General features: G+C 56.1%; 20 protein-coding genes and 1 tRNA gene. 12 read left to right on the forward strand and 9 right to left on the reverse strand.

Translation table 11 applies throughout. From position 1 onward, the window contains the following. Positions 1-127 precede the first annotated feature (127 nt). Together WEB54_RS07320 and WEB54_RS07325 are read right to left on the reverse strand one after the other, a co-directional pair. The gene (locus WEB54_RS07320) at positions 128-823 is read right to left on the reverse strand and encodes a M48 family metallopeptidase (RefSeq protein ID WP_368054604.1); all 696 of its coding nucleotides are present in this window, start codon (positions 821-823) and stop codon (positions 128-130) included. Next, a complete protein-coding gene (locus WEB54_RS07325; RefSeq protein ID WP_368054605.1) occupies positions 820-1,047 on the reverse strand; it encodes a DUF3820 family protein in 228 nt (75 codons plus the stop codon). The genes WEB54_RS07320 and WEB54_RS07325 overlap by 4 nt, the downstream gene beginning before the upstream one ends. 3 nt (positions 1,048-1,050) lie before the next feature. Here WEB54_RS07325 and WEB54_RS07330 point away from each other — a divergent pair, with 3 nt between their 5' ends. Then, positions 1,051-1,398 carry a DUF3024 domain-containing protein gene (locus WEB54_RS07330; protein ID WP_368054606.1) on the forward strand — a complete coding sequence of 116 codons (348 nt, stop codon included), beginning with the start codon at positions 1,051-1,053 and terminating at the stop codon, positions 1,396-1,398. On the opposite strand, the gene WEB54_RS07335 is transcribed toward WEB54_RS07330, so the two are convergent. Further along, on the reverse strand, positions 1,362-2,510 hold the full coding sequence (locus WEB54_RS07335; protein WP_368054608.1) for a MalY/PatB family protein: 1,149 nt from the start codon (positions 2,508-2,510) through the stop codon (positions 1,362-1,364). The genes WEB54_RS07330 and WEB54_RS07335 overlap by 37 nt on opposite strands. 195 nt (positions 2,511-2,705) lie before the next feature. Here WEB54_RS07335 and tcdA point away from each other — a divergent pair, with 195 nt between their 5' ends. From tcdA to WEB54_RS07375, 8 genes are all read left to right on the forward strand, one after another. Next, positions 2,706-3,512: a tRNA cyclic N6-threonylcarbamoyladenosine(37) synthase TcdA gene (gene tcdA, locus WEB54_RS07340; protein ID WP_368054610.1), complete on the forward strand. Its 807-nt coding sequence runs from the start codon at positions 2,706-2,708 to the stop codon at positions 3,510-3,512. Positions 3,513-3,598: 86 nt separating this feature from the next. Continuing rightward, complete coding sequence (locus WEB54_RS07345; protein ID WP_368054612.1) at positions 3,599-4,102, forward strand: TIGR03546 family protein; 504 nt, start codon at positions 3,599-3,601, stop codon at positions 4,100-4,102. Positions 4,103-4,114: 12 nt separating this feature from the next. Beyond that, positions 4,115-5,974, forward strand: a complete 1,860-nt coding sequence (locus WEB54_RS07350; protein WP_368054614.1) for a TIGR03545 family protein — start codon at positions 4,115-4,117, stop codon at positions 5,972-5,974. A 55-nt stretch (positions 5,975-6,029) separates the two neighbouring features. Further along, positions 6,030-6,842 (forward strand): pseudouridine synthase, encoded by an 813-nt coding sequence (locus WEB54_RS07355; RefSeq protein WP_368054616.1) that lies wholly within the window; start codon positions 6,030-6,032, stop codon positions 6,840-6,842. Positions 6,843-6,954: 112 nt separating this feature from the next. Further along, complete coding sequence (locus WEB54_RS07360; protein ID WP_368054618.1) at positions 6,955-8,145, forward strand: amino acid aminotransferase; 1,191 nt, start codon at positions 6,955-6,957, stop codon at positions 8,143-8,145. 93 nt (positions 8,146-8,238) lie between these two features. After that, positions 8,239-10,257, forward strand: coding sequence for an excinuclease ABC subunit UvrB (gene uvrB, locus WEB54_RS07365; protein ID WP_368054620.1), 2,019 nt, complete (start codon positions 8,239-8,241; stop codon positions 10,255-10,257). Positions 10,258-10,449: 192 nt separating this feature from the next. Beyond that, positions 10,450-11,241 carry an alpha/beta fold hydrolase gene (locus tag WEB54_RS07370; protein ID WP_368054622.1) on the forward strand — a complete coding sequence of 264 codons (792 nt, stop codon included), beginning with the start codon at positions 10,450-10,452 and terminating at the stop codon, positions 11,239-11,241. 13 nt (positions 11,242-11,254) lie between these two features. Further along, positions 11,255-11,458 carry a 2-hydroxymuconate tautomerase family protein gene (locus tag WEB54_RS07375; RefSeq protein ID WP_368054624.1) on the forward strand — a complete coding sequence of 68 codons (204 nt, stop codon included), beginning with the start codon at positions 11,255-11,257 and terminating at the stop codon, positions 11,456-11,458. A 92-nt stretch (positions 11,459-11,550) separates the two neighbouring features. Here the strand turns inward: WEB54_RS07375 and WEB54_RS07380 are convergent. The 6 genes from WEB54_RS07380 to WEB54_RS07405 all read right to left on the reverse strand — a co-directional run bounded on the left by WEB54_RS07380 (position 11,551) and on the right by WEB54_RS07405 (position 16,522). Further along, positions 11,551-11,627, reverse strand: a tRNA-Val gene (locus tag WEB54_RS07380). A 310-nt stretch (positions 11,628-11,937) separates the two neighbouring features. Continuing rightward, positions 11,938-12,426, reverse strand: a complete 489-nt coding sequence (locus WEB54_RS07385) for a hypothetical protein (RefSeq protein WP_368054626.1) — start codon at positions 12,424-12,426, stop codon at positions 11,938-11,940. 481 nt (positions 12,427-12,907) lie between these two features. Continuing rightward, entirely contained in the window at positions 12,908-13,327 is a 420-nt protein-coding gene (locus tag WEB54_RS07390; RefSeq protein ID WP_368054628.1) for a S24 family peptidase, read from the reverse strand. Between the two features lie 307 nt (positions 13,328-13,634). Next, positions 13,635-14,291, reverse strand: coding sequence for a lactate utilization protein C (locus WEB54_RS07395; RefSeq protein WP_368054630.1), 657 nt, complete (start codon positions 14,289-14,291; stop codon positions 13,635-13,637). Continuing rightward, a complete protein-coding gene (locus WEB54_RS07400) occupies positions 14,288-15,745 on the reverse strand; it encodes a LutB/LldF family L-lactate oxidation iron-sulfur protein (RefSeq protein WP_368054632.1) in 1,458 nt (485 codons plus the stop codon). The genes WEB54_RS07395 and WEB54_RS07400 overlap by 4 nt, the downstream gene beginning before the upstream one ends. Before the next feature lie 3 nt (positions 15,746-15,748). Then, on the reverse strand, positions 15,749-16,522 hold the full coding sequence (locus tag WEB54_RS07405) for a (Fe-S)-binding protein (protein WP_368054634.1): 774 nt from the start codon (positions 16,520-16,522) through the stop codon (positions 15,749-15,751). A 177-nt stretch (positions 16,523-16,699) separates the two neighbouring features. Here WEB54_RS07405 and WEB54_RS07410 point away from each other — a divergent pair, with 177 nt between their 5' ends. The 3 genes from WEB54_RS07410 (at position 16,700) to WEB54_RS07420 (ending at position 18,718) form a co-directional block, all read left to right on the forward strand. Then, positions 16,700-17,449: an FCD domain-containing protein gene (locus WEB54_RS07410; protein ID WP_368054636.1), complete on the forward strand. Its 750-nt coding sequence runs from the start codon at positions 16,700-16,702 to the stop codon at positions 17,447-17,449. Positions 17,450-17,576: 127 nt separating this feature from the next. After that, complete coding sequence (locus WEB54_RS07415; protein ID WP_368054638.1) at positions 17,577-18,245, forward strand: hypothetical protein; 669 nt, start codon at positions 17,577-17,579, stop codon at positions 18,243-18,245. A gap of 158 nt (positions 18,246-18,403) precedes the next feature. Beyond that, on the forward strand, positions 18,404-18,718 hold the full coding sequence (locus WEB54_RS07420) for a hypothetical protein (RefSeq protein WP_368054640.1): 315 nt from the start codon (positions 18,404-18,406) through the stop codon (positions 18,716-18,718). Positions 18,719-18,811: the final 93 nt, after the last annotated feature.

The following is an 18,811-nucleotide window of genomic DNA, read 5'->3' on the forward strand; positions in this document are numbered from 1 at the left end:
AGGGATGCTGCGGCCTAGGCTCCATGGATGGATTTACGCCGACCCCACAGGGGCAACCCCGGTAGCCGGTGCGGACCAAAGGCACTCAGCCGACCCGAACTGCGAAACTTGAGTAAACAGGTATCGATCAGAGCCAGAGCCGATGTCCATGGTCGTGCAGCCAGCGCCGGTCTTCCCGCCAGTGCGGATGAATTCTTCCAACCTCGGCCCAGAATTGTGCACCATGATGCGGGTGCAGCAAATGCGCGGTTTCGTGGGCGACCAGATAGTCGACAATGCGTTCCGGCGCCATCATGATCAGCCAGTTATACTGGATACGACCGGTAGCAGTGCAGTGCCCCCATTTGGTTTTGGTTCGCCGCAGGCGCACATCAGTTAGGCGATCTTCCCAGCCTTCGGCCAACACTCGTTCCCGGGTCTTATTAAATAGAAAGTACTTTGCCTGGTTTTTGTAGAAGTCCGCCAGCACGTGATGGACATGTGGTTTGTCCAGTCGTGGTGCAACCAGAGTCAGCCGGTCCTGATCGCGACGCCATTGTGAGCGCGCCCCCCGCTGCAGCGTCAGGGTAAGCCGTTCATTCATAAGCGGGCACTGTTCTTGCTGGCTGAAGTCGGGTTTTTGTGATTTTTTTTCAGCCTGGCTGTGCAGTGCCTTGTTCAACCAGTCCTGACGCTCGGTCAGAAAACGTTTCAGGGCAGATTCTGACAGATGCCAGGGTGCACGCAATTCGGGTGTACCGTCTCGTACATGCAGCGCCACGGTTTTGCGGCGCGAGCGTCGTACCGGAATGGTGCCACCGGACCAGTTCAGCGACTCGGTCATCGGCGCTGGTCTGACATCAGCGGCTCGATCAGGGGTTCGAGCCCTTCGGAGCGAATAAGTAAGGCCAGTGCCATCAATTCGCCCAGTTTTCCGGGTGGGAAGCCTTTGTTCTGAAACCAGAGCAGGTATTCCTCTGGCAGGCGGATCAGCGGTTTTCCGCTATATTTACCAAATGGCATTTCTGTTCGCGCCAGTGCCAGCAAATCTTCGTGTTGAAAGGACATTGTGTGGAAACCTCGTTAGTCGTCAGTGACTCGCTTCCCGAATTCGTGCACCGCCAAGCGCAAGTTGCGCTTGGACGCTTTTTGCAGGAGTCTGCGTCTGCCGCGACGTTTCGCGGGCGATTCCAGAAAACAGCTTTGCTGATTCAGGAGCAACAACCGCACCCAATTACCGGTGAAACCGTTCTTTTACCCATGGCGTTGTTACACTGGAGAGACGCGACCTGGCGTCTGTATTTTCGCGGCAGCCGGGGTCGCTGGCAGCGTTACCCAGAGGTTGAGCCGAGTGTCAGCCCCACCCCTTTGTTGAATCTGGTTTATCGGGATGAATTGGGCCTGTTCTGGCGCCAGTAGGATTGTAACTGCTCCAGAGCCTGGTCGAGCGTTTCCCGGCCGGTGCCAAAATTCAGGCGCACACTATACGGATCACCGAAATCTTTGCCATCGCTGGGCATGATACCGGCTTCGGTGAAGCGGGTCATGGCTTCGCCCGGTGCCAGGTCGCTTTCTACCCAGGCCAGGAAGGTGGCGGGGGCGGGCAAGTAACGCAATCCGTCCAACTCGCCGATCACAGACGCAACCTGGTCCCGGTTGCTTTTCAGATGTGCCCGCAACGCTAACAGCCAGTCGAGGCCGTCATTGAAGGCTGCTTCGGCAGCAAGCAAGCCCATAACGTTGGGGTGGGGCATCAGATCCTGGCCGTTACTCTGCAGTTGTCTGCGCAGATCGCCGTTGGGAATAATGGCAAAAGAGCAGCCGAGACCCGCAACATTGAACGTCTTGCTGGCAGCCATCAGCGTGATGCTGTGGTCGGCGATGTCGGGCAGGGAACCTGCCGGGCAATGGCGCAGAGCAGATTCCAGAATCAGATCGCAATGTATTTCGTCCGAACAAAGCAGTACCTGGTGTTCACGGCACAGGGCCGCCAGGCGTTGCAGCTCATTTTGCCCAAGCATAAGGCCGTGCGGATTCATCGGGTTGCACAGAATCATCAGGTGGCAGTCCGGGTGTGCCAGTTCCTGCTCCAGGGTTGACCAGTCCCAGCCTGCTGGGTTCGAGGTGGTCACCGCTAGCTTAATGACCGTTGCACCCCGAAAGGCCGCGGCTTTACGCAGTGGCGGGTAGTTTGGTTCCTGCACCAGAACCCGACCGCCGCGTGCAAAAGCGTCTATGGCCAGATTAAAGCTGGGCACCACACCCGGTAACCAGACGATCCAGCTAGGATCAATAGCCCACTGATACTGCTGCTGGCACCAGTTGACCACCGCATTGTTCAGGCCCGGCCAGGGGTGGGTGTAGCCATACACCGGGTGGGCGGACCTGGACTGCAGGGCATCCTGTACACACGGCGGTGAGGCCAGATCCATATCGGCGACCCACATCGGCAGTACCGGCTGGTTGCGGTAGAGCTCGTGTTTGATGGCGTGGGTGTGGTGTCGGTCGATGGTGTCAAAGTTAAACGGCATGGCTGGGTGGTGATCCTGATGATTGGTTTCTAGCCTCAGAATGCTGCCCGATGTTCCGCCGGCTGGCAAGTCGACGGGAGCAAGGTAGGGCAGCCTGGCTGCGGTCTTGTTATACTCCGCGCCCATCCCCATTGTGGGGCGGCAGGTGGGCAATGCCTGCCGAGAGTGACGAAAATGATGAGGGCTTTTTAGGGTATGACGTCGGAACGATTTGGTGGCACCGAGCGGTTATATGGCATCGACGAGACTCGCTGGCTCGGTGAGCAGCATGTGATCGTAGTCGGGGTGGGTGGCGTGGGTAGCTGGGCCGCCGAGGCGCTGGTGCGTACAGCCATAGGGCGTATTACGCTGATTGATCTGGATGATGTTTGTGTGTCCAACACCAATCGTCAATCCCATGCCATGAGCAGCACCCTGGGCCAGATGAAGGTGGATGTGCTGGCTCAACGCTTACGAGATATAAACCCCGAATGCGAAGTCGAGACCCGGCATGACTTTCTGACACCGGATAATCTCGTGGCGCATTTGACGCCCCGACCCAGTGCCGTGTTGGACGCGATTGACAGCGTGCGGGTCAAGGCGGCGTTAATCAATCATTGTCAGCGACAGAAAATCCCTCTGGTCACGACTGGTGGCGCCGGTGGCCAGACCGACCCGTTGCAAATTCAGGTCACCGACCTGTCTCGAACCGAGCAAGACCCCCTGGCAGCGCGTACCCGGCAACTGCTGCGTCGGGAATATGGATTCAGTCGCAATCCGAAACGAAAATTTGGCGTAGACTGCGTTTATTCGACCCAGCAATTGCTTTACCCCCAGGCCACCGGTGAGGTCTGTGCCACCAAGCCCGGAGACGATGGCAGCCGACGTCTGGATTGCGCCACCGGCTTTGGCGCATCGGTCATGGTGACGGCCAGTTTTGGCATGGTGGCCGCGAGCCGGCTGATCGATAAAGTACTGAAAGTTAAACACCGCCTGGAAAACCCGGCAGGCCAAGCTGGTTGATGCCATTGGCAGTCTGAAACGGGCGGCTGTTGCTAACACTGTCCGGGATATACACTGGCAACCAGACATCATGCGTGAGGGACACCATGCTGACACAGCTTCTAAAATTCTTTAAAGCACTCAATTCGGATGCAGGCCCCTGGCAATTGTCTTTTGCGCTGGGGCTGGCACTGGTCATCGGGCTGACGCCACTGTGGTCGGTGCATAATCTGGTGATCATCCTGCTGGCCTGCATTCTGCGGGTGCATTTTGGCACCTTTCTGGTCTTCTGGGTGGTGTTTACCGGCTTTTCCTATCTGCTCGATCCGGTGTTTGATGCCTGGGGATACGCCTGGCTGACAAATCCAGGGCTGACGGCGACCTGGACGGCTCTGTATCAGAGCGATGCCTGGCAGATTATGAAATTCAATCACACTATTACGCTGGCCAGTTTTGTGGTCTCTGTACTGCTGTTTGTGCCGATGGTGCTGATCATGCGCTATGGCGTGGTGCAATATCGTGCCCGGTTGATGCCTTGGGCCAACCGGCTGAAACTGGTGCAGATCGTTAAAGCCAGCAAAGTCTATTCCCTGTACGAACGAGTGGGCTAAGGAGCGCCATAGATGACGCTATTTCGGTGGAGTGGCCTGATTGCTTTTGTGGTTGTGTTGACGTTGCTGATCGTGATCGGCGTCCTGTTTCTCGACAATTGGGCAAGAGCAGGCCTGGAGGCCGGTGGCACCCGGGTCCATGGGGCGGAAGTGAACGTGGCCTTGGTGGATTTAACGCTCAGTCCGCTTGGGTTTGAAGTGCGTGGGGTTCAAGTGACGGACAAGGAAAACCCCGCCAGAAATCTGTTCGAACTGGACACCGCACGCCTGGCCATGGACCTGCCCAAGTTGTTTCTGGGCAAGACCAGTATTGATGATCTCACCGTTTCCGGCATGAGCACTGGTACGGAACGCAGTGAACCGGGTCGTATTGTGCCGGTTGATACCGATACCGGTGAACCCGGAGTTGAAGACAGAGCCCGGGAAGCTGCGGCTAACCGGGCCGAGTCTGTCCGTGCTGCGCTACCGGAACCCGCTGAAGCGGTCGAACAGGCTCTGACGCAGACCCGGGCAGCAACCGACCAGGCCAGAACCACCTTTGAAGGCTCGCGCTCCGGGGTGGGCAATGCCCTGAGCAATCTGCCGGACGATGCCTCTATCGCACAATACGACGAGCGGATTGAAGCCCTGCGCGGCCGTTCACTGGATTCTCTGGATGCGATTCGTTCTGCTCAGGCAGACCTGACCGAACTGCAACGCCAGGCACAGGAAGATCAGTTGTCGGTTGCCGCGGCCCGTCAGGCAGCAGACTCAGCCGTTAGCGACAGCCGGGAAGCACTGGAAGCGGCACTGGCTGCGCCTGCCGCTGACTGGGCCGCCTTGCGGGAAGCCTACCCATTAAATCAGGCCTCCGCCGTGCGGGCTGGTCGGTTGTTGCTGGGTGACGCCATTTTTGACCGCTATGATCAGGCTCGTAAATACTACACCCAGGCCGCGCCCTGGCTGCGTCGGCTGGTGCCCGAGTCCAGTGATTCAGAAGACGAAGGTCCGGCTCGGCTGGATGGCCGTTATGTCCGGTTTGATACACCCAATCCAACCCCCGACTTTTTGTTGCGCCAGGGGCTGATCAGCTTTGAGGCCGATGGCTGGCCCTGGTTGCTGACATTGACCGGGGTTACTGGCCAGCAACATCTGACCGGTGAGCCGGTGCGATTGCAACTGATGCGGGGCGAAACCAGTGACGAGGCTATGCGCATTGACGCCGTGCTGGATCGCCGCCAATCGACCACCGTTGACCGCTTTGACGTCATAGGTCGGGATCTGGCCTTTGCACCCCGGTCGCTGGATCTGGGCGGGGTCGATGTCGACTGGGCCCCCGGTACCGTCGATCTGGGTGGTGAAGTTACGGTAACCGGCGACCAGGTCGATGGTCTGATCGAACTGAGCTTCAGTGGCTCTGTATTTGAAGCCGAAGGCGAAGTGCAGGTTGCAACGGCGCTCGGCAATGCACTGGAAGGCATTAGCGAATTTGACATTGGCATCCGGGTAACCGGTGACATCAGTGCGCCGGAGCTGGCGCTGACGTCGGACTTGGATAATCAAATCCAGTCGGCTCTTACCGCCGCACTGCGGGCCGAGTACAACCGTTGGCTGGAGACCACGAAGGCGCATCTGGACGCCGAGGTGGAGGCCCTGGCGGCACCGCTGCAAGCGCGTTTCGATGACATCGAACAGCAGGGCGAAGCTGTCCGGGATCAGGCCGATGCGTTCCAGCAGCAGGTTACGGACCGATTGGCGGCGCTTGAACAGGAACTGCTGGATGAGCGTGACCGTTTGAGTAATGCGGTCGACGCAGAACGCCGTCGCGCTGAAGAGGAAGCCCGCCGGCGCGCGGAAGACGCACTGGATGATCTGGAATTACCCAGTTTTTAATATCTGAGGTCAGAACCGGCCAGAGGTCGGTCTGATCTGACAACGGGAACGGCACATGCGCATAGATGTAGTACTCGAGGTGGACGCAACCGACTCGCTGATCGCCATCGATTTTCTGGTCGATAACATTGAGCTGTCGAAGTCCCGCTTGAAGGACATGATGAACAAGGGTGCAGTCTGGCACGTGGATGCCAAAGAACACCGGCAGCGATTGCGTCGGGCGATGACCGATCTGAAGATTGGAGACCGTCTTGAGGTGTTTTACGATGAAGACATGCTGTCGCTTAGGCCGCCCTTGCCCCGCCTGGTTCAGGACCTGACGCACTACAGCGTGTGGGACAAGGGGCCGGGCTTGCTGATTGAAGGCACCGACTGGGGAGATCATGCGTCGCTGATTCGGCTGGTCGAGCTTTACTTCAAACCGCGCCGGGACGTCTTTGTGGTGCAACGCCTGGACAGCGCCGCTTCGGGTCTGGTCATTGTCGCCCATAGCCGTAAGGCTGCTGCACTGCTGACCGAGGTGTTCGATACACCCAACGCCGTGACTCAGCAATTTCGGGTGGAAGTGGCTGGTGATGCGCCAGAAGAGGGCGTGATTGAGACTCCGTTGGATAGCAAACCAGCCCTGACTCAGTTCCGCAAACAGCGCTATGAGGCGCATCCGAACCGGTCGATTCTGGATGTCTGGCCAAAGACCCGGAACAAGCACCAGATCCGGCGTCACCTCGACAGCGTTGGCCACCCGGTAATGGGGGACCCCCGCTATGGCAAAAACAACGAAAGCCACGAAAACCTCAAACTGAAAGCGGTTGAAATGCGTTTCGACTGCCCAATTACTAAAGAGACGCAGGTGTTTTCATTGTTGTAGCGCTCCGGTTTTTTCATGGCTGGGGTCGTGACACCGCGTTATAATCGGTTGCCGCTTTAGGGTGACCGAGCCAAACCCTCACGACCGAATCAACAAAAGGATCCTGACCGTCATGTTCGAACGAGTTCAAGCAGCCCCGGCCGACCCCATTCTCGGGTTAAACGACGCTTTCGCCGCCGACAATCGCCCTAATAAGGTGAACCTGGGTGTCGGGGTGTACATGAACGACGCAGGACAGACGCCGATTCTGAACACGGTAAAAAAGGCAGAAGCCGAACTGGTTCATTCAGAAACCACTAAAAGCTACCTGGCCATATCGGGCGATGTTGAATACGGTCGCCAGGTGCAGGCGCTTTTGTTTGGGGCCGAGAGCAAGGTTATTGAAGAAAACCGCGCCCGGACTGCTCAGTCGCCGGGCGGTACCGGTGCGCTGCGCACCGCTGCTGAGTTTATGAAGCGTCAGTTGGGCGTTACCGGCATACATGTCTCCAACCCGACCTGGGCCAACCACGGCAATATATTTGAAAGCGCGGGCCTCGCCATCCGTCAGTACCGCTATTACGATGCCGATCAGCAAGGGCTCGACTTCGACGGTATGCTGGCGGATCTGGAGCAGGTGCCAGCTGGCGAAGCGGTGCTTTATCATGGTTGCTGCCACAACCCGACGGGCATCGACCCGACCGGTGAACAATGGCTGCAGTTGGCGGAACAGGCCAAGCGCAAAGGGTTTGTTGTACTGTTCGATTTCGCCTACCAGGGTTTTGGCAAGGGTATGGACGAAGATGCAGCTGGCTTGCGTGCTTTTGTCGAGCGTATTCCGGAGCTGATTGTTGCCAACTCCTTTTCAAAAAATTTCGGCCTCTACAACGAGCGTGTCGGTGCCATGACCTTGGTTGCCAGCTCTGCAAAAACCGCCGACAGTGCGTTCAGCCAGGTTAAATCCATTATTCGTGGTAACTATTCCAATCCGCCGGCGCACGGTGCCAAGGTGGTTGCGGCCATTCTCAAAGATGACACGCTGCGAGCTGAATGGATTCAGGAAGTGACCGACATGCGCGATCACATTCATGAACTGCGCGATGCTTTGGTGTCAACGCTGAAAGCCAAGGGTGCCAAACGCGATTTCAGTTTTATCCAGCGCCAGAACGGCATGTTTTCGTTTTCCGGGTTAACCGGTGATCAGGTGACCCGGTTGCGCGAGGAATATGGCATCTACATGGTGGGCAGTGGTCGTATCAATGTCGCGGGTATGTCCAAATCGAACATAGATGCCGTCTGTGACGCCATCGTCGACGTGCTGTAATTTAGCCAAACAGGGTAGCAGGCCTGATAGGGTCTGTTACCCGAAGTCGAAGTTCTAAACCAGTAGTCCCACGCACCCAGCCCAGTGATGCCGATGAAACCCTTTAAAGTCCATTCCAGGTACCAGCCAGCGGGGGATCAACCCAAGGCGATCGAACAACTGGTGACCGGTTTGAATGCCGGCCTTACCGCCCAGACATTGCTTGGGGTAACCGGATCTGGCAAAACCTACACCATGGCCAAGGTCATTGAAGCGGTGCAGCGCCCGACCATTGTGCTGGCGCACAATAAAACTCTGGCTGCGCAACTGTACTCCGAATTTCGTGAGTTTTTTCCTGATAACGCGGTCGAATATTTTGTCTCCTATTACGATTATTATCAGCCCGAAGCTTATGTGCCGTCATCCGATACCTTTATCGACAAAGATGCGTCGGTCAACGAACACATTGAACAAATGCGGTTGTCGGCTACCAAAGCCTTGCTTGAGCGTCGCGATGTTCTGATCGTCGCGACGGTCTCTGCCATTTATGGCTTGGGTTCGCCCGAATCCTATCTGAAAATGATTTTGCATTTAAAACGCGGCGATGCGGTCGACCAGCGCCAGGTTCTGCGTCGTCTGGCCGAGCTGCAATACAGCCGCAATGACATTGAGTTTGGTCGGGGTACCTATCGGGTGCGGGGCGATATTATTGATGTCTTTCCGGCTGAATCTGAACTGGAAGCTTTGCGCATTGAATTGTTCGATGATGAGGTTGAAAACCTCAGTCTGTTCGACCCGCTCACTGGCGAGTTACTGCAGAAGCTCTCGCGTTATACGGTTTATCCGAAAACGCACTATGTCACGCCTCGGGAAACCATACTGGCGGCGGTCGACAAGATCGACGTTGAACTGAAAGAGCGCCTGGACGTGCTTGAAGAAAATCGCCGTCTGGTCGAAGCCCAGCGGCTGGAGCAGCGCACCAAGTACGATTTGGAAATGATGCGCGAGCTGGGCTACTGCAATGGCATTGAAAACTACTCGCGATATTTGTCGGGTCGCAACCCGGGTGATCCGCCCCCCACGCTGTACGAGTACCTGCCCAACGACGCGCTGATGTTCATCGACGAATCTCACGCGACTTTGCCGCAATTGGGTGCGATGTATAAAGGCGACCGTTCGCGCAAGGAAACCCTGGTCGAATATGGTTTCCGGTTGCCCTCAGCACTGGACAACCGGCCGATGCGGTTTGAGGAATGGGAGCGACTGGCACCCCAGGGCATTTATGTGTCGGCAACCCCGGGTAAATATGAAGAGCAACATGCCCAGCAGGTAGTTGAACAACTGGTTCGACCCACAGGCCTGGTTGACCCGATCATTGAAATCCGCCCGGCGACGACGCAGGTGGATGACTTGTTGCACGAGATTAATCTGCGAGTAACGGTTGGCGAGAGGGTTTTGGTAACTACCCTGACCAAACGTATGGCTGAAGATTTAACTGACTACCTGAGCGAAAACGGCGTCAAGGTGCGGTACCTGCATTCGGATATCGACACCGTGGAACGGGTTGAAATCATTCGCGATTTGCGGCTGGGCGAGTTTGATGTTCTGGTCGGTATTAACCTGTTGCGCGAAGGTCTCGACATGCCTGAAGTCTCACTGGTGGCGATTCTGGACGCTGACAAAGAGGGCTTTTTGCGCAGTGAGCGTTCTCTGATACAGACCATAGGACGGGCGGCGCGTAACCTTAACGGCAAGGCGATTCTCTATGCCGATCGGATGACCGGCTCCATGGAGCGAGCTATTGGTGAAACCGATCGTCGGCGTGAAAAGCAGGTCGCCCACAATCTGGCCGAAGGCATAACGCCACAGGCGTTGGTTAAGGATGTGCAGGATATTCTCGAAGGGGCGGTAGCACCGGGTCGCAAGGGCAAGATTGCACGTAACCGCAAGAAAGTAGAGCGCATAGACGCAGAAGCGCGGGATTACGCCACAATGACCGTTGCTGAACTGTCGAAAGTGATCGTTCGGTTGGAAGATGACATGCACCGCGCAGCCAAGGATATGGCGTTTGAAAAAGCCGCTGCGTTGCGCGATGAGATGATGGAAGCCAAAGAACATTTGAAATCAGTCTGAAACTCAAATTTCAGCGTTCGATGCGTGGCTATGGTCCGCGTCGGTTACCGGTGGTACCTCTACGGGGTCGGCGTGAATCCGTCCATGGAGCCTAGACCGCAACATCCATGTTGCGGACTCCCCCGCAGAGGCATCACCGGCATCCGCCGCTTGTACTGTACGAACTTCGAAACTTAAGTGATAAGGGTTTTCATGGTACCGGGTTATTTGAATGTGGGGCATGGCCCCACGGTTGTGATGTTGCACAGTTCGCTGAGTTCATCCGGCCAGTGGCGGGACCTGATTCGCCGGCTGCGCGGGCAAGCACAATGCCTGGTTATGGATTTATACGGTTATGGCGAGACACCGATGCCGGTGTTGGAATCAGAGAAGGAATTTACGCTCTGGCACGAAGTGGCGCTGCTGGAAGCCTTGCTTGAACAAGAGCAGATTCAGGGAAGTCTAAGACTGGTGGGGCATTCCTACGGCGCTGCCGTCGCACTGGCCTTTGCGCAAAAGCATCCTGAAAAGGTAGAGCGGCTGGTGTTGTTTGAGCCGGTGTGTTTTTCCATTCTGAAAGAGGGAGATGCCGGGCTGCACGATCTTGCTTCGGTAATGCATGTGTTTGACGAAGCGACAGTTTACTTGGACCCGACAGCACAGGCCAGGCGCTTTATCGAATACTGGAATGGCCCTGGTGCCTTTGATGCCATGCCCGAACGCCTGCAGCAGTTGTTCTCCCATCAGGTTAAGAAAGTCGGCCTCGACTTTCAGGCGCTGATGCACCCGGCTTTCAATGCCGAAGCCTTGACACCGCTGACCGATCGTCTGACGCTGCTGCACGGCGAACAAACTCGAGTCAGCGCTCGATCCCTGATACAACAATTGCAACGCTGGCTGCCCGAGGTTCGTGTAGTGAACACAGCCGGCGGGCATATGGCACCGCTGACTCATGAGACAGCGGTGAATACGCTGATTGAACAGTGCTTGTACCTGAACAACTAACCGAGGACACCCCATGCCCTATGTGAACATCAAGATTACCCGCGAAGGCGCCACAGCCGAGCAGAAAGCGAAGCTTATTCAGGGTGCCACTGAGCTATTACGGGATGTACTGGGTAAGAACCCCGCTACGACCGTTGTTGTTATCGACGAGGTGGAGACCGACAATTGGGGCATTGGTGGCGAGTCCGTCACGGTACGACGGGCACGCGGGGAGTAGAACCTTCGGGTCGAACCTACAGTTCGCAGCCGGTTTCCCGGCTGACATAACGAAAGAAGCCACCCGAGGGTGGCTTCTTTCGTTATGTAATCTGGTAGGACTATCCAGATTCGAACTGGAGACCTCTACCATGTCAAGGTAGCGCTCTAACCAACTGAGCTATAGTCCTGAAGAACGAGGCGTATGATACCTGTACCGAGTTTCAGTGCAAGCCTTTTTTGGCAAAAAGATAACGGATTCAACCAGTTACCGGGCTTTACCGAATCCGTTGAGGTCAATAGGCATCCCTGGCCGGGCGAACGCCGGGTCTTAGGCGCGGTGCCCGTTATACGGGTAGGCGGTCAGTAAAAATTCAGAATTTTACTGACCGAAATCAAGAGATTGGCAGACGCGTTCGTATGGCATTACGCTGGAAGACCCGGAACCGCCCGATATAGGCGGCCGTGATCCGGACCAGCTCGCCTGTTTAGGCTCTGAACTTAGGCGGTGACGCGCCAGCTCTGGACTTTTTCCAGCCCATTTTCGAGTATCCAGGTGTTTAGCAATTTGGGCGCGCGGGTTTTCTTTTCTACCGTTTCCAGGCTCATCGGGTGGCGGTAAACGCCGGGCTCCAATGCCTTTGCTGGCTGGGGCCGACCCCGGCCAATCACTTTTTTAGGTTGTTTTTTGGCGTATTCTTCAAAAAAAACAGCCAGACGTTTCAGTAGGGCCGATTGTTTTTGGCGAACCAGGGTTTTGGTAATCCAGTCACCAATTTTTACGCTGCGCCGGGAGAATAAATCTTCTTCGGTAATGCCGTATTCGCGTTCCAGTGTCGCCAGGTATTCCATATAGGCATTGAATCCGGCTTCTTTTTTTAAAGCGCTTTCTTTTAGTCGAATCAGATTTTCGAGTTCAGATTCGTATTTCTGAATTTCAGCATCAATGCTTAAGGCGTCGATGCGAACAGCAGAGTGTGTTTGTGTCATAAGCTTCCAGTGTTCACGGTTGTCATTAAGAAAGTGACAGTGTTATGGGTTATCTGAACAGTATTCAGCTAACGTCATGGGTCGTCTTGTCGTTTAAACCCATAACGGTCGAGCAGTAGCCCACGGCCGCATTGTCAGCGGTATCTGGCATAGCACTGCTGTGTTCGGTCAGTCACGGGTCTTTTCGCAATCATTGGAATGGCTGAAAGTATCCGTTGCCAGAGCCAGATTGGATCACTACTTCTTATAAAGCTGTTTGGGCTACTGAAACGTTTTAGGGTAATGGTGCGGGAGCACCAACCCTTATTAGCGATTATGCCTGTTACGGCTACGTCACGAGTTTCAGAATGGCCACGTTATGGCTACCAACGTAAAGCAGCACGCAACCTGACCAAAATGGTAAAAAATCAGTATTTGAATAGCCAGGAAAATATTAGTCGATATCGACCAGGCTTTCAATTGCTGTTATGGAATAACCCGATTACAGGGAGCGAATAATATGACTGATTTTCCCGATGAGACTTAGGGTTTCGTGTTCGGGAATGACCAGGATGTCAAAATCCGGGTGTCGTGGTAATAATCTTGGGCTGGGGGCCAACTGCAGCTCCCGCACCATCAGTTCGCCGTTGTAGCCTGCCAGTACGATGTCTCCCTGGCTGGCTCTGGCACTTCGGTCGACGATCAGGGTGTCTCCGGCGATGATGCCAGCCTCAGCCATGGCCATGCTGTGCACCGATACCAGGATGCTGGTTTGCGGGTTGCGGATACACAGGCTGGCGAGATCGATACCCGGGATATCGTGGTCCAGGCCTTCGTCATCCTCTACAGACTGGCCTTCAACAAAGAGTGGCAGATTAAGTTGTGGACCTGTTTCGCAGCGACCGAGTAGTTGTACCGACATAACGACTCCTCCAAATACTGTTTATACATACAGTATGGTGGAAGCGTGTGGTTTTGCCAACTATCGGGCTATATTTTATGAAGACTGAACCGATTCGGCCCCCCGGAGCATGGCCCTGACCAGCTCTTCAGCATCGAATTTGGTTAGGGCTTCATTGGCAGCGCCCGGACTGTCAAGCACTGCTGATATCATGCGTTATCGGCCAGGGCTCACGAAACCAAAGTGTGGATTTGATCACCGATCAATAAGCCTGATCCCAGTGCTCCTGGTGGGAGGCATCAGGTACACCGGGTTATTTGACCGTTTATCATCGGTCATCAACCAGAAAAACCGTTAATGTCTTGGGGCCGTGGGCGCCGTAGACGAGCGTTTGCTCAATGTCTGCGGTCTTGGACGGGCCGGAAATCAGCAAGGTATTGGTCGGCATCGGGCCTGTCCAGTCTTCTTCTGTGATCAGTTGGTACCAGCTGCTGAACAGTCGGCTGACCGGTAATACAGCGATGTGCAGCGGCGGTGCCAGAGTCATTAGCCTGGGTTCCTCGCTGCCGGGAATTACCACCAGGGAGCCGGTGTCGGCCAGGCCTGCGTGGCAACCGGTAATGGCGGCGTCAGTCTGGTGAAACAGCTCGCTTTGCCAGGCTTCTATCGGCTGGTCATAGCCGTGAAAGTCGATGTCGGGAGCGCTGGCCACTAGGTCATCGCGCAGTGGCTGGCCGGGTGCGATCAGCACCCGTCGGGCATTCGCCTGTTGCAGTTGCTCCAGTACAGCAGCGGTCAGGCCAGCTTGGCTTACCCGAAGAACCTCGCCATGTACCGAGGCTTGCTGGGCGATAAACCGCTCAATGCCGTTTTTAAGCGACCAGCGACGGCTTTCCATGACACTGAAGTCGGGTTGGGTGGACGCAGGTAGCGGTGTCCGCTCACGCAATCGGTTTAAAATGGTCTGGCGGGCAGAAGGGGTCATGGCTGTTGTCTCCTTGAACGGGCATTCATAGCACTGTGCAACGTCGTTTTGGCCAGTTTTGGCGCGGTGCGATACCGTGTCCAGCCGCCCAGTCGTTTGGGGCTTAGAGCCCTTAGCTGACTGGCGAGGCGGGTAGTCTGCCGGTAGAGGCCGGGGTGGCGATGCACCACACGCCAGAATGTCCAGATCAGCGATTCCAGGCCAGACCGTTTGCTGCCATGGCCGGGAACAGTTGCAGGCCGGGTCTGATCACCATCGACGGCCTCGCGGCGCAGGCGCAGCAACAGGCTGGGCAGCGGAATGCGGACCGGGCAAACCTCACCACAGGAACCGCACAGTGAAGAGGCGCTGGCGAAATCCGGGGTGTGCTCCAGCCCCAGTAATTGGGGCATCAGTACCTGACCAATAGGCCCCGGGTAGGTAGTGCCATAGGCATGGCCACCAATGCGGGTATAAACCGGGCAGTGGTTCATGCAGGCACCGCAGCGAATGCACTGGAGGGTCTGGGCCAGTTCGTCGTCCTGATAGATATCGGAGCGGCCGTTGTCGACCAGCACCAGATGTACCGCTTCCGGTCCGTCTTTTTCATCGGGCTGACGCGGGCGGGATATCATATTGACGTAGGTGGTAATCGACTGGCCAGTGGCAGAACGGGTCAACAAACTCAACAAGGGCGCGACGTCAGTCAGGCTGGGGACGACCTTTTCGATCCCGGTCACGGCGATGTGGCAGGGTGGGGTAGTTGTAGTCAGTCGCCCATTGCCCTCGTTTTCAACCAGACAGAGGGTACCGCTGTCGGCAACCGCGAAATTGACACCGGAAATGCCAACATCGGCCTGCATGAACTTCTCACGCAATTGCTGGCGTGCCTGATCGGTGAGGTAGTGGGCGTCTTCTCGTTGCTCGACACCGGTCATGGTGTGCATTAATTCAGCAATTTCGGCAGTGTTCTTGTGAATTGCAGGCATGATGATGTGCGATGGCGTCTCTTTGGCCATTTGCACGATGTATTCACCGAGGTCCGATTCCAGCACGGTGTAACCGCGCTGCTCCAGATGCGCATTCAGTTCCATCTCTTCCGTAACCATCGACTTGCCCTTGATCACCGATTTGGCCTGACGTTGCTGGCAGATTTCGGTGATAACCCGGCAGGCTTCTTCACCGTCGCGCGCCCAGTGCACCTGAATACCGTTGGCCTGACACTGGCGTTCCAGTTGTTCCAGCAGGTCTGGCAATTGCCGCAGTGCCTGTTGGCGAATGGCTTGGCCCAGATCGCGCAGGGCTTCCAGGTCCCAGTCGGCAAAGGCGGCGCTTCGTTTGTGCATCAGGCCGGTCATGGCACGGTCGAAATTGCCACGCAGTTGGGTATTGGCCAGTGCAGATTTTACCTGCGGCTGAAAATTTATAGCGCTGTTGTGGCCCTGGTACGTCGTTTTGTGTTGATTCTCGCTCATCGGTCAGAACTCCCGATTCGGCTGAGTGCGTTGCCAGAGAAAACTGAGCAGATGCTCACCGGGCAGGGCGGTCTTTTGCTTTTCGGCGCAGCCCGTCAGGTTCATCAGGCAGCCGCAGTCAGTACTGAGAAAACGATCACAGCCGGTTTGCGCCAGCGCCGACACTTTGTCCTGCGCCATGGCACCGGAAATATCGGCATGACGCACCGCAAAGGAGCCGCCAAATCCACAGCACTCGGTGACCTTGGCAGGTTCAACCAGGGTGACATTGTTCAGTTGCTGCAACAGCGCCGGGCCGCTGTCTGCGACGCCCATCTCCCGGCGCGACGAGCACGAGGTGTGCAGCGCAACGGTGATCGGCTCGCCCGTATCAGCCAGTTTGACGTGGCAGACATTGACCAGAAAATCAGCCAGATCCCACACCCTGGCCGCCAGCTTTTCGGCACGTGCGGCGTCTTCTGTGCCGGCAAACAACTTGGGGTACTGGTGTCGCATCATGCCTGCGCAAGAGCCGGACGGCACCACGACCGGCCAGTTTTCGGGAAACAGATCCAATTGGGTTTGAGCCACCGCGCGGGCCTCGTCGCTGCGGCCTGAGGTGTAGGCCGGTTGCCCGCAGCAAGTTTGATCTTGCGGGTAGATCACGTCGATGCCTTCCCGTTCCAGCAGATCGACACCGGCAAGTCCCGCTTCGGGGTAAAACAGATCGACCAGGCAGGTGCCAAACAAATACACCTTTTCAGGCTTACTCGGGTAAAGCAGGACAGGCTGTGACATGTGAACCTCGGCAAAGAAGGGTGTGCACGGTTGCATCGTCCAATAGGGCTGAGGTACGATGCGTTATTAATTGGTAATACCAATTTACCATTTGTTTTTATCGAGAATAAGCACACAGGAGGGGACTGTCAATCCGCCTTGGGTGCACCCGTATGAAAGATGCTTCAGGAGACAGCCGTGAAAACAGTGCGAATGTCTGATCAGGTCGCGCGGTTACTGGAAAAAGCCATAACTGAGGGGCACTATCCGGTGGGCAGCCAGTTACCGCCCGAGCGTGAACTGGCGCTACAGCTGGGAGTTTCCCGTCCGACCTTGCGCCAGGCGCTGACCACGCTGGCGGCCCGGGGCTGGCTGGAGAGCCGTCAGGGTGGTGGGCATCGGGTGTGTCAGCACCTGGGGGACGGGTTCAGTGATCCGTTGTTGGCGTTGCTCAGTACTGATAAAGACTATCAATACGATATTCTTGAATACCGCAATGCGCTGGAAGGAATGGCCGCCTGGTACGCCGCGTTACGTGCAACGGATGCGGACCGTCAGCGTCTGCAGGCCTGCGTTGCCGAGTTGGAACGAACTCATAATGCGGGTGACCCGGCCGAGCAGGCCGGGGCAGACGCAGATTTTCATCTGGCCATTGCCGAGGCGAGCCATAATGCAGTGTTGTTGCACAATATGAAGGCCCTGTTCAGGGTGCTGGCTTCATCAATTGCCGAGAGTGTGTTTCAGATAGCGGGGCAAGGAGACACGGCGGATCGGTTGCTGGAGCAGCACCGGAGCTTGCTTGAGGCTATTCTGAGTGGCGATGCGGCGGCGGCCCAGCGTGCCTCCCAGACCCACCTGGGGTTTGTCGAATCTTGTCTGAACGAGTCGCATCGACTCGGACGTCAGCGTCAGCGGGGTTTGCAGGCGTTTACGGTCATGCCCGGCTAAGCGGCGGTTTCTCTTTCGGCAAGCGTCGGGCATGATGTGGATCAGGCTGTTTATTATTCTGGTCGCCACCGCACACAAACCATGGTTCCGGGAACACAGGTTCCAGTTACAGGAGTACCACGCACTCATGACCGTTGGTGTATCACTTTCGAACAAAACCATCGTTATATTTGGGCTTGCCGCAGCGGCCTTACTGACCGCAGCCGGTAGCCGGGCCGAAACCTTTGTCGAATCCATTCAGGAATGCCGTTCTGTGACGGACCGGGAGCAACGCTACCAGTGTTACGATAACGCTGAACAGGCGTTGGCTGAACCGCAGAGTGTCACGCGAGACGTCGGCAAATTCGATTACGAGTCGACGACGGACCCCATTACCGGGCAAACCGAGCACGCTGTATTCCTCCGTTCAGACCGTGGTCTCAATCGTCGGCGTAACCCGATCGAGCTGGAGCTCACCTGTGATTCAACCCAGCCCGAAGATTACCAGCTGGTGCTCAATTGGGGCGAATTTCTGCCCAGTTCCCGGCCGGAAGTCACTACCCGCATCGGTCAGGGAACTTCGGTTACCGGTACCTGGCAAGCCGACCGGTTTCGCGAACGTACCATCTTCCCGGGTGTTGAATCCGGCTTTTCCAAAGTTGAGCTGATCAATCAACTTGAAGCCGAGGCAGAAGCGGGAAATGCGACCCTGGTGTTCCGCACTACACCCTATAACTACACCGCCATCACCGCTGTGTTCGATATGACCGGTTTTACCGATGTCATTCGACCCATGCGAGCATCTTGTCAGTTTTGATGCCTGTTGGAACCCCTGTTTTTTGGCGTCTGCGGCGCTTTTCTAGTATGGTTGCAGGGATTGCGTTCGCAATTGATCTGTCCACGCAACCACCCTGTGAGCCTCGGGTGGTGGTGCATGCTGCTTCCGATTGAGGCTCTAAAGAGCGAGGTAAGGCTATGAATGATGTAAGACAGTTCGAGCTGATCGTTTCTGAATCGTTTGATTTCGGCGCCCTGGAAATAAGTCGTGATGATGAGGGCGAATTGCAAGCTAACCTGGAGCCAATTGCCGATATCCTGTCGGCATCGGGCATTGAAGAAGGGCTGTTGAAAAACAATGATGTCTTATCAACGTTGATCAGCACTCTGTACGATTTTCATTTGCAGAATGGTGGTCCGGCTGACCTCGAAATTGAGCGATTCCGTGCCGTCGAGGAAGCAACCCAGGAGTATGGTCACGCCGGCGTTATTGGCAGTGCGACCTTACACTGATAGATCTGTATCGGGGGGGTTATCCAGTTAGGATGGTGAGTCAGGAGGCTCTTTTAACGAGTAGACAGTTACCGTTGAGCCACTCACACAATC

Source organism: Saccharospirillum sp. (assembly GCF_040881935.1).
In the GTDB taxonomy this organism is placed as follows: domain Bacteria; phylum Pseudomonadota; class Gammaproteobacteria; order Pseudomonadales; family Natronospirillaceae; genus Saccharospirillum.

Coding starts and splice junctions, on each gene's coding strand:
- WEB54_RS07375 (WP_368054624.1), top strand. CDS start 11,255: ATGCCCTATGTGAACATCAAGATTACCCGCGAAGGCGCCACAGCCGAG.
- WEB54_RS07320 (WP_368054604.1), bottom strand. CDS start 823: ATGACCGAGTCGCTGAACTGGTCCGGTGGCACCATTCCGGTACGACGC.
- WEB54_RS07420 (WP_368054640.1), top strand. CDS start 18,404: ATGAATGATGTAAGACAGTTCGAGCTGATCGTTTCTGAATCGTTTGAT.
- WEB54_RS07390 (WP_368054628.1), bottom strand. CDS start 13,327: ATGTCGGTACAACTACTCGGTCGCTGCGAAACAGGTCCACAACTTAAT.
- WEB54_RS07335 (WP_368054608.1), bottom strand. CDS start 2,510: ATGCCGTTTAACTTTGACACCATCGACCGACACCACACCCACGCCATC.
- WEB54_RS07395 (WP_368054630.1), bottom strand. CDS start 14,291: ATGACCCCTTCTGCCCGCCAGACCATTTTAAACCGATTGCGTGAGCGG.
- tcdA (WP_368054610.1), top strand. CDS start 2,706: ATGACGTCGGAACGATTTGGTGGCACCGAGCGGTTATATGGCATCGAC.
- WEB54_RS07405 (WP_368054634.1), bottom strand. CDS start 16,522: ATGTCACAGCCTGTCCTGCTTTACCCGAGTAAGCCTGAAAAGGTGTAT.
- WEB54_RS07345 (WP_368054612.1), top strand. CDS start 3,599: ATGCTGACACAGCTTCTAAAATTCTTTAAAGCACTCAATTCGGATGCA.
- WEB54_RS07355 (WP_368054616.1), top strand. CDS start 6,030: ATGCGCATAGATGTAGTACTCGAGGTGGACGCAACCGACTCGCTGATC.
- WEB54_RS07350 (WP_368054614.1), top strand. CDS start 4,115: ATGACGCTATTTCGGTGGAGTGGCCTGATTGCTTTTGTGGTTGTGTTG.
- uvrB (WP_368054620.1), top strand. CDS start 8,239: ATGAAACCCTTTAAAGTCCATTCCAGGTACCAGCCAGCGGGGGATCAA.
- WEB54_RS07400 (WP_368054632.1), bottom strand. CDS start 15,745: ATGAGCGAGAATCAACACAAAACGACGTACCAGGGCCACAACAGCGCT.
- WEB54_RS07325 (WP_368054605.1), bottom strand. CDS start 1,047: ATGTCCTTTCAACACGAAGATTTGCTGGCACTGGCGCGAACAGAAATG.
- WEB54_RS07370 (WP_368054622.1), top strand. CDS start 10,450: ATGGTACCGGGTTATTTGAATGTGGGGCATGGCCCCACGGTTGTGATG.
- WEB54_RS07385 (WP_368054626.1), bottom strand. CDS start 12,426: ATGACACAAACACACTCTGCTGTTCGCATCGACGCCTTAAGCATTGAT.
- WEB54_RS07360 (WP_368054618.1), top strand. CDS start 6,955: ATGTTCGAACGAGTTCAAGCAGCCCCGGCCGACCCCATTCTCGGGTTA.
- WEB54_RS07415 (WP_368054638.1), top strand. CDS start 17,577: ATGACCGTTGGTGTATCACTTTCGAACAAAACCATCGTTATATTTGGG.